Source organism: Lentibacillus sp. (genome assembly GCF_035301675.1).
GTDB lineage: Bacteria > Bacillota > Bacilli > Bacillales > Amphibacillaceae > Lentibacillus.
Genome location: NZ_DATGTT010000049.1, coordinates 19,794 through 34,553, shown reverse-complemented (window position 1 = coordinate 34,553; position 14,760 = coordinate 19,794). Strand labels below are relative to the sequence as shown.

13 protein-coding genes, 2 pseudogenes and 1 riboswitch are annotated in these 14,760 nt (G+C 42.2%); of the genes and pseudogenes, 2 read left to right on the top strand and 13 right to left on the bottom strand.

Translation table 11 applies throughout. The annotated features are described in order from the left end of the window. Positions 1-6: 6 nt before the first annotated feature. The 6 genes from spoIIIAB to VK097_RS08295 all read right to left on the bottom strand — a co-directional run bounded on the left by spoIIIAB (position 7) and on the right by VK097_RS08295 (position 4,268). Positions 7-519, bottom strand: a complete 513-nt coding sequence (gene spoIIIAB, locus VK097_RS08320) for a stage III sporulation protein SpoIIIAB (RefSeq protein WP_324211347.1) — start codon at positions 517-519, stop codon at positions 7-9. Continuing rightward, entirely contained in the window at positions 464-1,441 is a 978-nt protein-coding gene (gene spoIIIAA, locus VK097_RS08315) for a stage III sporulation protein AA (protein ID WP_324211346.1), read from the bottom strand. The genes spoIIIAB and spoIIIAA overlap by 56 nt, the downstream gene beginning before the upstream one ends. Before the next feature lie 136 nt (positions 1,442-1,577). Then, positions 1,578-2,135: an elongation factor P gene (gene efp, locus VK097_RS08310; RefSeq protein WP_324211345.1), complete on the bottom strand. Its 558-nt coding sequence runs from the start codon at positions 2,133-2,135 to the stop codon at positions 1,578-1,580. A gap of 16 nt (positions 2,136-2,151) precedes the next feature. Further along, complete coding sequence (locus VK097_RS08305) at positions 2,152-3,213, bottom strand: M24 family metallopeptidase (RefSeq protein WP_324211344.1); 1,062 nt, start codon at positions 3,211-3,213, stop codon at positions 2,152-2,154. Positions 3,214-3,227: 14 nt separating this feature from the next. After that, positions 3,228-3,659 carry a type II 3-dehydroquinate dehydratase gene (aroQ, locus tag VK097_RS08300; protein WP_324211343.1) on the bottom strand — a complete coding sequence of 144 codons (432 nt, stop codon included), beginning with the start codon at positions 3,657-3,659 and terminating at the stop codon, positions 3,228-3,230. A gap of 87 nt (positions 3,660-3,746) precedes the next feature. After that, the gene (locus VK097_RS08295; RefSeq protein ID WP_324211342.1) at positions 3,747-4,268 is read right to left on the bottom strand and encodes a YqhR family membrane protein; all 522 of its coding nucleotides are present in this window, start codon (positions 4,266-4,268) and stop codon (positions 3,747-3,749) included. Between the two features lie 256 nt (positions 4,269-4,524). On the opposite strand from VK097_RS08295, the gene VK097_RS08290 reads away from it, so the two are divergent. Continuing rightward, entirely contained in the window at positions 4,525-4,899 is a 375-nt protein-coding gene (locus VK097_RS08290) for an SA1362 family protein (protein WP_324211341.1), read from the top strand. A gap of 14 nt (positions 4,900-4,913) precedes the next feature. Here the strand turns inward: VK097_RS08290 and VK097_RS08285 are convergent, their stop codons facing one another. From VK097_RS08285 to VK097_RS08270, 4 genes and pseudogenes are all read right to left on the bottom strand, one after another. Further along, positions 4,914-5,807 carry a patatin-like phospholipase family protein gene (locus tag VK097_RS08285; protein WP_324211340.1) on the bottom strand — a complete coding sequence of 298 codons (894 nt, stop codon included), beginning with the start codon at positions 5,805-5,807 and terminating at the stop codon, positions 4,914-4,916. Positions 5,808-5,962: 155 nt separating this feature from the next. Next, positions 5,963-6,382, bottom strand: coding sequence for a transcriptional regulator MntR (gene mntR, locus VK097_RS08280; RefSeq protein ID WP_324211339.1), 420 nt, complete (start codon positions 6,380-6,382; stop codon positions 5,963-5,965). 146 nt (positions 6,383-6,528) lie between these two features. Next, positions 6,529-8,292: pseudogene (locus VK097_RS08275) on the bottom strand (vitamin B12-dependent ribonucleotide reductase); the annotation flags it as partial. Positions 8,293-8,607: 315 nt separating this feature from the next. Beyond that, a pseudogene (locus VK097_RS08270) lies at positions 8,608-9,402 on the bottom strand (ribonucleotide reductase barrel domain-containing protein); the annotation flags it as partial. Between the two features lie 528 nt (positions 9,403-9,930). Between VK097_RS08270 and VK097_RS08265 the strand changes: the two are divergent. Further along, complete coding sequence (locus tag VK097_RS08265; RefSeq protein WP_324211338.1) at positions 9,931-10,302, top strand: rhodanese-like domain-containing protein; 372 nt, start codon at positions 9,931-9,933, stop codon at positions 10,300-10,302. Positions 10,303-10,486: 184 nt separating this feature from the next. Here the strand turns inward: VK097_RS08265 and gcvPB are convergent, their stop codons facing one another. From gcvPB to gcvT, 3 genes are read right to left on the bottom strand one after another with little or no spacing between them, the layout of a single operon-like run. Continuing rightward, positions 10,487-11,944, bottom strand: a complete 1,458-nt coding sequence (gene gcvPB / locus VK097_RS08260; protein ID WP_324211337.1) for an aminomethyl-transferring glycine dehydrogenase subunit GcvPB — start codon at positions 11,942-11,944, stop codon at positions 10,487-10,489. Then, positions 11,937-13,286 carry an aminomethyl-transferring glycine dehydrogenase subunit GcvPA gene (gene gcvPA, locus VK097_RS08255; protein ID WP_324211336.1) on the bottom strand — a complete coding sequence of 450 codons (1,350 nt, stop codon included), beginning with the start codon at positions 13,284-13,286 and terminating at the stop codon, positions 11,937-11,939. Before gcvPA ends, gcvPB begins: the two co-directional genes overlap by 8 nt. Positions 13,287-13,299: 13 nt before the next feature. Then, a complete protein-coding gene (gcvT, locus tag VK097_RS08250) occupies positions 13,300-14,406 on the bottom strand; it encodes a glycine cleavage system aminomethyltransferase GcvT (protein ID WP_324211335.1) in 1,107 nt (368 codons plus the stop codon). A 193-nt stretch (positions 14,407-14,599) separates the two neighbouring features. After that, positions 14,600-14,696, bottom strand: a riboswitch (glycine riboswitch). Positions 14,697-14,760 lie beyond the last annotated feature (64 nt).

Here is a 14,760-nt window from a genome sequence, read left to right as displayed (position 1 = left end):
TTCCCTCTAAATGAGCAGCAATACAATAAACAGACCGCATAAGAGCCCCAGGCTTTTGGCCATTTTACTGTATCTATATTGGTTATCCCGGGCATCATCAAGTTCACGGTCCAAATGCTTAAGAGTCAGATGAATATGTTTTTGCTGCTGGTCAAAATCGTGTTGACCTAGTGTTCTGCCAAACTGCTTTAAAATTTCTGCTTCATTTGTATCTAATGCTGATGACTTAATTAATTCCTCTAAATGCCTGTTCCAAACTTGTGATAAATCATTGTTATGATGAGTCAGAGATCCATTTAACTGATTGAAAAATGAGCTGATCGGGTCCGGAATTTGTTTCGCTATTGTTGCAAATGCATCCGGTAAAGGCAGTTGACCATACAATATTTCTGCTTCCAAAATCTGCAAAGCATTTTTCATGTGCCGGATATGTTTTGGCCGTTCGTTCAATCTTTTACTAATATCAAATCCTGCCAGCGTTGTTGTGCCTATGAAAAGAAGCGCGCCAATCCACTGCATTTGTTACGCACCTCGATTTTTGCAAAAGATTTTCTTCAGATTCATTATAAATTCGATAAATATCACCTGGCTTGTCCTGTCTGTTTAATAAAACAAACCGCCGAAAAACCTGCTGGTCAAAAAGCGGCTGTAAAGACGGACGTTTCTTCAGTGCTTCAAGCGAGTTGCTGTGAATGGTACAAATGACAGCCACTCCTGCGTTGATAGCTTCCATTAAAGCCTGTACATCTGATTCGCTGCCAATTTCATCGACCACCAGCACTTCAGGTGACATCGACCTGATCATCATCATCATGCCCTCGTCTTTAGGACAGGCATCCATCACATCGGTCCTGATTCCCAAATCATGCTGAGGTATGCCTTTATTTGAACCGCCGATTTCCGAACGCTCATCCACAACCCCGACTTTATGTGCTACAGCTTTGCCCCAGCCTGAGCCAATCAGACGGGCCAGGTCGCGAATCAATGTCGTTTTCCCTGTTTGCGGCGGACCAATAATAAGCGTATTGACGTATTGATTAGGATACAAATACGGGACGAGCGGCAGAGCCGCACCGATGGTTTGTTTTGCAATACGAATATTATAAAACGTGATATGCCGGATAGCTTTCACCTGGCCATGCAGCGTATTTACTTTCCCGGATAAACCGACACGGTGACCGCCCTCAATGGTGACATACCCTTCTCTCAATTCGTCCTCCATCCGGTATAAGGAAAATTCACTGAGCTGATTCAGCAAAAATATGCTGTCGTTCTTGTTGGGTTTGATACAATCAAGCCATTCCGTATGACTGTCAAAAACGAATTCAAGCGGCTGCTGCAGCCTGAAACGGATCTCCTGTATATCGCTCCAGCGGCTGTGGAGTTTTTTATTTACAGCTTGTCTTAGTTTTTCGGGGAATAAGCGCAATATCTCTTCCATTTCAATATCCTCACCTTACAATAGCTTGTTAATAAATGTATGTTTATAAAAGCAAATTATGACCTGGCCGCTGATAAAAAGCCCATTAAAAAAGCGATCCTGTAATGCAGGATCGCTTAAACATTCAATGATTCATCTAAGCTCTTGATATATAGCTACCTTCTTTTGTGCTGATGACTAATTTGTCACCTTGATTAATAAAGAGCGGAACCTGGACAACATATCCGGTTTCCAGCGTCGCCGGTTTTGTTCCGCCGCTTGCTGTATCTCCTTTCAAACCGGGTTCCGTTTCAGTTACAGTCAGTTCAACGTTTTTTGGAAGTTCGACGCCAATCACTTCACCTTCATAAGTCACAACAGACACTTCCATATTCTCGTGCATGAAATTTAATTCATTTTCAATTTGACTTGTCTGCAGTTCCAACTGCTCATAAGTGTTTGTATCCATAAATGCATGACTGTCACCGGATGCATATAAATACTGCATCTTCCTGTTTTCAATATGTGCCTGGTTTACCTTTTCACCGGCACGGAAGGTTTTCTCCTGGGTATTGCCACTTCGCAGATTCCGCAATTTTGACCGGACAAAAGCGGCGCCTTTTCCCGGTTTAACATGCTGAAAATCAATTACTTGCCAGATATCATTATCAACTTCGATTGTCAGACCAGTCTTAAAATCATTTACCGAAACCATCCGAAATCCTCCTTAACTAGAGTTGAATTAATTCTTTCTCTGCGTATGTCAGCCGTTCGCTGCCTGAATCTGTTATGACTATATCATCTTCAATACGGCAACCGCCAACATTTGGAATATAGATACCAGGCTCGACGGTTACGACCATCCCCGGCTCCAGTTTTTTATCAGAACGGAATGACAATGCCGGTCCCTCATGAACTTCCATGCCAAGTCCATGTCCTGTTGAGTGGCCAAAATATTCTCCAAAGCCCTTTTCTTTTATATAGTTCCGTGTCAGAGCATCTGCTTCTTTTCCGGTCATGCCTGGTTTCAGTCCGTCCACACCCCGCAACTGGGCTTCCAGGACCGTGTCATAAATCGTCCTAAGCTCACTATTAATCTCTCCTGCCCCAACTGTCCGAGTGGTATCCGAGCAATAACCATTAAACAGTGCTCCATAATCCATCGTTACCAGCTCGCCGGATTGGATTTCTTTGTCAGAAGCAACACCATGCGGAAGAGCGGCACGGTATCCTGAAGCAACAATAATGTCAAAGCTGGATGATGTTGCCCCCTGTCTGCGCATGAAAAATTCAAGTTCATTTGAGATATCAATTTCCTTAACACCAGGTTTAATATAGTCCTGAATATGCTCAAATGCGTCATCAGCTATCTTGGCTGCCTGTTTTAAAATCGCTAGCTCATTTTCCGATTTGATCAGACGGAGTTCCTCTATAAGCCCGCTCACAGGCTCCAGCTCAGCCTCAAAAGCTTTATTATATTGCTGGTAGGTTGAGTACGCCACATGATCCTTTTCAAATCCGACATGTTTTACGTTCATTTGCTTTAACTGATCATTAATTTCCTCATGAATTAATCCTCTATGTTCGACAACTTTAAAGTCAGTTATCTGATCGCTCGCCTGTTCTATGTACCGGAAATCGGTAATGAAGCGTGCATCATTCAAACTTACGACAGCTATACCCGCTGTCCCGGTGAAACCGGTTATATACCGCCGGTTGACTGGGCTGGTAATTAATAAGGCATCCAATTTGTTTTCTTGTAATTTCTCGCGAAGTTTACTCAATTTCCCCATATGATCATCCCCTTCTATTTATTTAGAAAAGCAAGTGCTGCCAGGCGGTAGCTGTCCATGCCAAAACCGACGATCTGTCCATAACAAACGGCCGCCAACATGGACTGATGGCGAAACGTCTCACGCTTATGCACGTTTGAAATATGCACTTCGATAACCGGAGTGTCAATTGCGGTAATCGCATCCCTTAATGCAATGCTTGTATGGGTGTAAGCAGCAGGATTGAAAATAATCCCATCATACGATTTTTCATTTGCCTGGTGCAAATGGTCAATCAATTCTCCTTCATGATTTGACTGAAAGCAGTCCAGTTTACCGCCGTATTCTTCCACTAATTCAGTGATTTTTTCTTCAATCGTCTGTAAAGTAAACGCTCCATAGATTTCCTTTTCCCGTTTTCCCAATAAGTTAATATTCGGGCCATTCATCAGCAAAAGACGGTTCATGTGTTGATTCATTCCCTTTACCAATATACTAGTTATGGACTATTTAAGTTTATCACAAACTAAAGCGATTGAATAATCAAAGGGTTATCATTCAGTTCCACGTTCCTTTTCAGCTCTTAATTTATACAGCGTATCAGTATAATCATAAGATATGGAATATCCAATAAAAGTACCGTATAATATATATAAACAGATTGTCGAAACAATCGTATTTGCATTCAAGTCCCCCAATGGAGGGATATTCGGAAAGATTGGCTGAATGATATAAAACACAACGAACCATAAAACGATCCCATATGCGACGCCCATCCAGAGTGAATTGACCTTCTTAAACAGTATGAAGTAAATAAACGCCGTCAACAGAGATATGACGCCAATCATCAAAATAGATAAAACCGTTCCCAACCAGCCGTCAATCCAGCTTGCCGTTAGCCAGGAACGAAGCAGATAACTCTTCGGGGCCACCTCGGAAAAGTTAAAGTAGTATAACACCACACCAAAAAATCCTCCCAATAGTCCTCCGATAAACCCCGTCAGCAATGAACGGGATAAAATGCTGACCGGTTCTTCCTGTTTATTCTGTTCCAGACGTTGATCCTGGTTTTCCATTCGAAACACCTCCATGTTTATTGTTACCGAATACCGCAAAACCAATCATCCGATTTCATGGGCAATTAACTGGTTTTAAAGAGGATTTTCTAGTAAAATAAGAAGTATAAAATACCTTGGTAAATTGTGCATATTTTGTACAGGAACGGAAACAATGATAAATAGCAAAAAAAATTTTAAAGAAAATGATAAAAATCGCGTTAATCGTGGTATAGGTATAATAGCAGTATTAAAAGCGTGAAAGGAGGATATCCGAATGGGTAATCATAAAAGTGCTTTGCTGGTTTATGTGATCATAGGGTTGGCCGTTATTGGTGTTGTCACACAGTTGTTTACCAATACAGCCTCTTTTCTGACCAGTATATTTACAATGCTCGGGTTTGGTATTGCCATTTTTGCGGTCATGTACTTCGTTTTTTTCAAAAAGCGAACACCGTCAAACGAAACTAAAAAGTATAAACAGGCGGTTAAGCAATCGAAAGTTAAATACAGCAGCCAGCAAAACAAACCAAAATCTCCTTCTAAACGTTCGCAGCCGTTTTCACTGAAAAAGAAATCGAATAAGCGCCCGTCCCATTTGCGGGTTATTGATGGAAATAAATCAAAAAGAAAAAACCGGGCTAGTTTTTAAAACTAGCCCGGTTTTTAGTTTGGCCAATATTTAAGGAATTCTTGTGCCTGATCTTTTCCGGTACGGATCAGCCGCTCTCTCGCGGTGGGGTTCAGTTCAAAATCTGTCGTTTCTACATGGTCCACCGGGAGGAAAATAATGTTTTCCTTTTCTGATGTAGAAACGTAACGGGCATCATGCGCATTAAGCATTGTGGAAAATAGTGCCTGAAACATATCTATGGCATTTTTGATTTCACGCGGTTTTTCCCGTGCCGGATGTCCGTTTAATTTCATTCCAACTACCGGGCGTTTGCTTCGGTTGTTCCCAGCATTAAAAACCCATAGCGGAAAGTTGCTTAACAAACCACCATCCACTATCAAGCTTCTTTTCCCGTTTGCTTTAGTGGGGATATTTTTTGGCATAAAAAAATATGGGAATCCCGCACTCATACGGACTGCCTTTGCAACTGGGAAATAATCCGGGTTTATGCCGTAAATCCTGTGCAAATCATCTGGAATAACAACAAGTTTACCGAGGGATATATCACTGACAATCACTTTTAAATAACCGGGCTTAAGATCATTGAAGGTGTGTATCTTTTTTCTTGCCAATTGTTTATGAATCCATTTTTCGAGTTTATTGCCTTTATACAGACCAAGTTGAAAATAAAGGTTCACCCATTTGGAGAATGGAATAAACGTCGTCCATTTAGGAGCGTCCATCAGTTTTTTGGTGTCCAATTCCTGTATCATTTCATCCATCTCGCGAAACTGATACCCCGAAGCAAGAAATGCTGCAATGATAGCACCGGCGGATGAACCGGCCACCCTTTCAAACGTATGGTTATGGTCGTACACTCGCTCTAACGCTCCAATAAATGCATACGCCTTAACTCCCCCGCCTGAAAATACGCCATCAATTTTCATCAGACCTCTCCCCATTGTTATCGCTCGTTTTTGCTGTCGGCCAGCCCCTCTTCCTTTTATCTGATGATCTGTGACAACCCTCCTGTCACAAAAATTTTGCCCCGCTTTATATATGTAAGAGCACACAAAGGGAAATAGAACACAAAATTAGCCGGTTACTCTTCACTTGCCTTGATAACGCTTTGCAAGTCTCTTATTCGTTTCTTATCGGTTTTGAAATATTGGACAAGATCGCCGATTCTGTCGATGGAATTCCAGCTGAGATGGTGTTCGATCCCTTCCACATCTTCATAAATCTTGTCACCGTCAACACCAATAACTTCAAGAAACTCTTCCAGCAATTCATGCCGGTAAACAAGCCGCTCACCGAGCTTTTCACCTTTTGATGTCAATATGAATCCCCGATATTTTTCATAGTTAAGGTAGCCATCCTTGTCCAGTTTTTGAACCATTTTTGTGACAGATGATGGATGGACCAACAGAGCTTCTGCAATATCCGATACGCGGGCATAACCCTTTGACTCCATTAAATTATGAATTTGTTCAATATAGTCCTCCATACTTGGGGTAGGCATCAAATCACTCATTTCATGGGAATAATTTTTTAGTCAGTGCAAAATTGTTTCTCTCTAGAGGATACAGGATATCAGCTGATGAGACAAGCTTCAGGGAATTAATAAGGGGAACCGGCCAGTTTACCGATTCCCCTCTGAATTTCAATTTACAATCCGCATTTAAGCTGGGCACCACAGCTTGTGCATGTGTTGCACCCGCCGATATCCTCAATATTTCCGTTTCGGCAGACAGGACATGTGTCTCCCACTTCAGATCCGATGGAAACATTTGTTTTATCCAATTCCTGAACAGTATCCATCAGAACTACTTTCGGTTTTTCTTCCTCAAAAAGCTCGGTTTGTTCACTAAAGGCATTTTCTTCCGCTTTTAACGTTAACACCTGTGTGTCACGGCTTCCATCAACGTATACCGTGCCGCCTTTTGCACCGCCATTATACAATCTGCGGTAGACACTCTCTACCTGATCAACTGTATAACCTTTAGGTGCGTTAACCGTTTTGGAGATAGAACTGTCCACCCAGCCCTGGATGACGCACTGTGCGTCTGCATGTTCTTCGGGGGACAGATCCATAGCTGATATGAACCACTCCGGAAGATTTTCCGGATCCCGATCAGGATGTTTATCCAGATATTCTTGAACAATATCAGCATTGACTTCAATGAATTTCCCTAACCGGCCGCTTCTGAAATATGAAAAGGAGAAATATGGTTCCAACCCGGTGCTGACTCCGGCCATCGTCCCTGTTGATCCAGTTGGTGCAACCGTCAGCAGATGTGAGTTGCGGATACCATATTCAAGAATACTTTCTTTGATATCTGCTGGCATTTTTTGCATATAACCAGTGTTTATGAATGATTCCCGCAGACTTTTTGTTTCTTCATCGGTCTCTCCAACCAGAAACGGAAAACTCCCTTTCTCTTTAGCCAGCTCAACCGATTCGCGGTATGCGGTTGTTGCAATTGTTTCAAATATGTTATCAGCAAGCCTATTGCCTTCTTCTGATCCATACTTTGTCTCGCAATAGATCAACAAATCGTGAAGTCCCATGACGCCCAAACCGACACGGCGTTCACCAAGTGCTTGTTTTTTATTTTCTTCAAGGAAATACGGTGTTGCATCAATGACATTGTCCTGCATGCGAACGCCTGTCTTGACAGTTTGTTTTAGTTTATCAAAATCAACGGATTTCGTACTTTTATCAGCCATCTGAGCTAAATTGACAGCTGCAAGATTGCAGACAGAATAAGGTGCAAGAGGTTGTTCCCCACACGGGTTTGTTGCAACCACCTGGTCGCCATAAGCTTGCGCATTTGTCATTTCATTGGCATTATCAATGAAGAAAATGCCCGGTTCCGCCGAATATGTTGCACAAATATTGATCAGGCTCCATAATTCTTTTGCCTTAATCCGGCGATAAACACGAATACCGTAACCCATTTCTTCCCATTTACGGACATCGCCTATTTCATGCCACTGCTCATTATAAGCCTTCATTTCTTCTTCTGAGTAGTTCTCAACATCAGGAAAACGAAGTTCATACTCTTCATCATTTTCCACAGCGTCCATGAAATCTTTTGTGATACAGACTGAAATATTGGCACCTGTTAGGAACTCAGGATTATGAACATCGTACGTTCCTCCGGTAATCAGTTTTTGTTCTGCCTCATGAATGGCAGCCTGTGTGAAACCGCCTTGTCCCGGCATTGAACAGTAATTGACAATCCCCTGATAAAGATCGGATTCAGTTTCAGTCAATGGTGTAAATTTCAATTTTTCCTGTGCCAGCGTTTTAATCTGCTCATCCTCGGTGTTTTCAATCAAATACCGCAAAATCCTCGGATTCTGCATTTTTGAAATGATAAATTCAATAATATCCGGGTGAGAATCGACTAACATGATCATTTGAGCCAAAATGTTACGTTGATTCGTTACATCAACTCTCCAAATCACTTTGGAGTTCAGACCATATCTTACACATTACTCAAAATGTGTCCCCGCGCTTCGAAATCACTCGATTTCTACTCTACTCGCTTACGTATTTTCACGTGCTTTCGATGGCCGTTGAACCTTCTTCCATACGAAGTTTGGCTGCTGATTGTCTTTGTCCACTTGCTGTTTTTTCGCATGTCACGCTTACCGTTTCCGGTTACGTTGTAGCCAACAAGTCATAAAAGAGTTCCCAGCAATTCACGGGGTTTATTTATAGACGAGGCACTTCTGTTTACCACGTCTTGATCCACCCTGTTCCACAAGATGAGTCAGTTTGGCAATATCATCAAGCCAGGAGACCGACCCGGATGATTTTCCGTTCACGCCTCTTGCCAGCGCATTTCGCGGTCTGAGTGTCGAACCGTTTGTACCGACACCGCCTCCCCGCGACATAATCTCCATCACCTGTTTACGATGATCTGAAATGCCTTCGCGTGAATCTTTAATATACGGCATGACATAGCAGTTGAAATACGTCACATCGGTATCAGCTCCTGCCCCGTATAACACGCGTCCTGCAGGAATAAAATTCATCCTGCTCAGTTCTTCGTTGAATTTTTCATACCACTCATTCTGTTGTTCTTTCGTTGTCTCGACATTTGCCAAGCCTGTGGCATTTCGTTTAGCTATCTGCTCATAAAAAACTTCCAGCGGTTTGTCTATCACACTGAGTGACCGTCTTATAATCCCTGTGGAAGCTTCCTCTTCATCATCAAGAACCGAAACAAAATCTGAATCAACTTCAATCATTGCCTCTTTGTTATCCCAATCAATAGATTTGATAAATCCAAGCCCGCGAGCAGGAAAACTAGGGTCAGCCTTAACGGTCAACACGACAAAATCTCCTGCTTTTAACGTGGTTTTTGCAGTATCTTTAAATGCATACCGATCGAGCATAACCAGCCTTGATACGCCTTTATGCGTCAATCTCATATCATCTGTAACCGGATGTACTTGCGGAAACAGTTTTATATCGTCGTTCAATGCCTGTACATCTATGTCATACCGATTTTCAACAGCAGTCGACATTTCGGATTCACTCCCTTTCATAAATGTGCTATTATAAACATACCACATTTCGAAACAATTAAACAATATATAGTATATATTTTTTAAAAACAATACAATATATGGTGAAAAGAACAAACGATCAGTGATTTGTCAATCACAATAAAGGACAAATATATCAAGAAATAAAGAGTAAAATCAAGATAACTCCCATAAATATAGCGTTTTTAACCTTTTTCAATTTCTACCCCGCATATAATGGTCAGTAAACCGCCGAAAGACGATGGCTAACTGACCTTAACTGCCCGATTTTGTTCAACAAACATTAATGGGGAAAAAGTGCCCCACTGAATAAAGTTTCACTTTATTTCCGGCAATAAAACAGAAAATTCGACAAATATAGTCATAATCCTTCTCATCCCTACCACTGAAAATAACAACCTCTTATATGATCACCACATTCCCTCCCATCAAGAAAAATACTTTGAAAAAAATACTAATCCGCCATATAATAGAGAATGGAAGAATTAGATTGACGGGGGATTCATAATGGAAATTTTAATTATAGTTGTTGTAGCTCTTTTGGCAGTAGGCATGTTCCGGTACTTCAGACAAAAAAACTTTTTGAAAACATTAACGGAAGACCAGTTCCGCCAAGGTTATCGAAAAGCGCAACTGATCGATGTCCGTGAGCCAAATGAATTTGATAAAGGTCATATTCTTGGTGCACGGAATATTCCGCTGACGCAAATGAAACAGCGGCTTGTTGAACTGAGAAAAGATAAACCAGTCTATTTGTACTGCCAGGGTGGTTCAAGATCAGGAAGAGCTGCCCAGCTGCTCCATAAAAAAGGCTATGAAGATATCAACCAGCTCAAAGGCGGCTTTAAAAAATGGACCGGAAAAGTAAAAGCTAAATAACACAATGCAACTTATCCAATATAGTAAAACTTCATGCAGTGGGCGCTTTTTCCCTATTGAATGTCAGTTAAACAGATCCCGGGTATCAAGGTCAGTCAACCGCCGTTTTTTAACGGTTGACTGATCATTAGATGCGGATAAAAGCGGGATAAATAAAATGGACGGGGCGATAACCCCGTCCATTTTATTTATGGTAACGCAATATCGGTTTCCGTGCAGCTGTTGTTTCATCCATTCGTTTTACAACCGTATTGTGCGGCGCCTCCTGAACCAACTCAGGCTCATTTTTCGCCTCCTCGGATATTTGCAGCATAGCGTCAATGAAACCGTCCAATGTTTCTTTCGATTCAGTTTCAGTCGGTTCGGTCATCATAGCTTCTTCCACATTCAAAGGGAAGTAAATGGTCGGCGGATGATAACCATAATCAAGCAGCCGTTTAGCAATGTCCAATGTGCGGACACCCAGCTGTTTTTGCTTTTTGCCTGATAACACAAATTCATGCTTGCAATGCTGTTGATATGGCAAGAAATATTCTTTTTCAAGCCTGCGCATCAGGTAATTTGCATTTAATACCGCATATTCGCTTACTTTTTTAAGTCCTTCAGCACCCATCGTACGGATGTAAGTATAAGCTCGCAAATAAATGCCGAAGTTCCCATAGTATGGCTTTATTCGTCCGATAGAATCAGGACGGTCATAGTCAAATACGAATTGGTCATCTTTTTTAGTAAGCACCGGTTTTGGCAAATAAGGCGCGAACTCCTCGGTTACACCAACTGGTCCTGATCCTGGTCCACCGCCGCCATGCGGTCCGGTGAATGTTTTGTGTAAATTCAAATGAACAACATCAAATCCCATGTCCCCAGGTCGGGCATATCCCATAATCGCATTAAGATTTGCCCCGTCATAATAAAGCTTTCCGCCTGCACCATGAACAATTTCTGCCATTTCCATGATTTCAGTCTCAAACAAGCCCAGTGTATTCGGGTTTGTCAGCATTAATGCAGCTGTTTCCTGACTGACAACACGCTTTAAATCCCCGATATCCACTAAACCTTTATCATTTGTTTTAACCGTAACCGCATCAAAGCCGGCAACTGAGACTGACGCCGGGTTTGTTCCGTGGGCAGAGTCCGGAACAATTACTTGCGTCCGACTGTAATCATCGTTTGCCTCATGAAAGGCACGAATCATCATTAATCCGCTCCACTCACCTTGGGCTCCGGCTGCTGACTGCAGCGAAAAATCATGCATACCGGTTATTTCACTAAGAGAGATTTGCAGATCGTACATCATTTCCATAGCGCCCTGCACCGTTTTTGGATCCTGATGCGGATGAATGTGACTGAATCCGGCTAGTCTTGCTACATCTTCATTAATTTTAGGGTTATACTTCATCGTGCATGACCCGAGCGGATAAAATCCAGAATCCACACCATAATTGCGACTTGATAATGCTGTATAGTGACGCATAAGATCAAGTTCACTCACTTCCGGCAGATCAGGTGCCTCGGAACGGACATAGGAATCCTCAAATTCACTGTCCAGATCGATTTCCGGAACATCCAATTCCGGCAGACTGTAACCTGTTCTTCCTTTTTTCCCACGCTCAAAAATTAACGGAAAATCTGTCTTAGCCATGGATATCCCCCAATTCTTTGACAAACGTATCAATTTCTTCTTTTGTACGATTTTCAGTGACAGCAATCAGCATATGGCCTTCCCATTCAGGATAGCCTTGTCCCAGATCGTATCCGCCAATAATACCGCTCTTTAAAAGCTTATCATTGATACCTGTAACATCTTCAGACAGTTTAATGACCAGTTCATTGAAAAATGGCCCGGAAAAAACTGCAGGGATGCCGGCAATTTCCAGCTGCTGTTTGGCATAACGTGCCTTTTGCATATTTAATACAGCCATTTTCCGCAGACCGTGTTTTCCGATTGAGCTCATTGCAACAGAACTGGCAAGCGCATTTAATGCCTGATTGGAACAGATGTTGGATGTTGCCTTATCACGTCTGATATGCTGTTCTCTCGCCTGCAATGTCAGCACAAACCCGCGTTCACCATCTTCATCTGTTGTTTGCCCAACCAATCGTCCGGGTACTTTGCGTTTTAATTTATCTGTGGTTGCAAAATAACCACAATGCGGACCGCCAAATTGAGCAGGGATGCCGAAAACTTGTGTGTCGCCAACTACAATATCGGCACCAAAGTCGCCTGGTGGTGTTAAATAGCCTAGTGCCAGCGGATTACTGGAAACAATAAACATCGTCTTTTTCTGCTGGCGGATAATCTCATTTACTTTATCCAATGGTTCAATCTGGCCAAAAAAATTGGGGTACTGGATGACAACACTTGCTGTTTTTTCATCCATCTCTTTCTCCAGCTGGGTCAGATCTGTTATGCCATCATCAGCATCTATTTCGACAATATCCAGGTTCTGCGCCTTTGCGTAAGTGTGAATGACTGCCCGTGACTCAGGATGGACTGATTTGGATACGATAACTTTGTTCCGTTTCGTTTGCCCGGCACTCAGTGTTACACCCTCAGCAAGTGCTGTGCCTCCATCATACATCGAAGAATTTGCCACTTCCATTCCTGTCAATTCACAGATCATTGTCTGGAATTCAAATATAGCCTGTAGTTCCCCCTGGGATATTTCAGGCTGATAAGGCGTGTAAGCTGTATAAAATTCGGAACGTGATATCACATGATCGACCACGGATGGGATGAAGTGATCATAAACACCTGCACCAAGAAACGAACTGTATTCTTTTAAATTGGCATTTTTTCCTGCCATCCCCGTCAGTTCTTTCATCAGTGCCGCTTCATTGGCCGGTTTTTTCAAGTTTAATTCACCTTTAAACCTAACGTTCTCCGGAATATCCGCAAAAAGTGCATCGGTCGATTCAACGCCAATGGTACCCAGCATTTCTTTTTTATCCGATTCAGTCATTGGCAAATAACGAAATTCCATAAAAACCTCCCTCTCATTGCCCACGTTTATAAAATGGTGTTTTAACAACGATTGCCTTCAGTTTCCTTTTTCTTACTTGGATGAATAATTCAGTTCCTTCTGCAGCGAACTCAGTTTTTACGAGTGCCAGTCCAATATTCTTTTTAAGTGTTGGAGACTGTGTGCCTGTTGTGATGTAGCCCACTTCTTCATCACCTGCAAAAACCTGATAATCCGTTCTCGGAATCCCTTTATCAATCATCTCGATCCCAACAAGTTTACGTGATGGGCCATTCTCAATTTGCTGTTTTAAAGCTTCTTTACCGATAAAATCATGTTCTTTATTCACTTTTACCGCAAACTTCATACCCGCTTCGACCGGTGAAATCGTTTTGGAAAGTTCCTGGCCGTATAAAGGCAGGTTTACTTCAAAGCGCAGTGTATCCCTGGCTCCCAGACCTATCGGTTCCAGACCATCATCTTTACCTGCTTCAAGGATCTGGTTCCATAAGCCTCTGCCTTCAGCTGCATTAATATAAATCTCAAATCCATCTTCACCCGTATAGCCTGTGCGGGACACAATCGCTCCTGCTTCAGCTCCATAAAAATATAAGGGATTTTCAAACCGGAAAAATTTAATCTGACTTAAATCCGCATCAGTCAGCCGCTGCAGAATTGTTTCCGCTTTTGGTCCCTGCAGTGCGAGCTGAACATAGTCCGGGGTAACATTTTTAACCGAAGCATCTTTGTCATTATGTTCCTTTAGCCATTCAAAATCTTTTTCGGTGTTTGCCGCATTGACAACAAGTAAATACTGATTGTTATCCAGCATATAGATAATAAAGTCGTCCACGGTGCCACCGTCTTCATAACACATAAACGTGTATTGGGCCCGCTTGGGTGTTAATTTGGAAACATCATTTGTGACAACCTTCTGCAAAAGCTCCAGACTTCCCGGCCCCTGAACCATTATTTCCCCCATATGGGAAACATCAAATAAGCCCGCTTTCGTTCTGGTCGCTTCGTGTTCATGTTTAATACCGCTGAATTGAATAGGCAAATCCCATCCGCCAAAATCAACCGTCTTGCCCCCTGATTTTTCATATTCAGGGTACAGCGGTGTGCGCTTCAACTCACTCATTCCATCAACTCCTTTTTCAAACTTATGCTTGTCCATGAACTTCCTTTTTCTGCACACAAAAACAGAGATCCCCCGCATTCAGGGAAATCTCTGTCCTTCAACCAGAAAGTTGCACACTTTTGTGAAACCGCATCCATCTTCAAAAGTGCTTGCTTCGTGGGTGGTTTACCTTCGTAAACACTCTCCAGAGGTGCGTCCTACAAGAGTCTTTTTGCCTGAGAGATTCACTGAATGTTTGCTCCTTCGGCGTTACTGCTCTCCTGAACAGTAATCTCTCCCCTTGTATTCATTCGCATCATGATATTTATTATTTTGGTTATACTATGTATAAATCAGGAAATAGTTATCTATGTT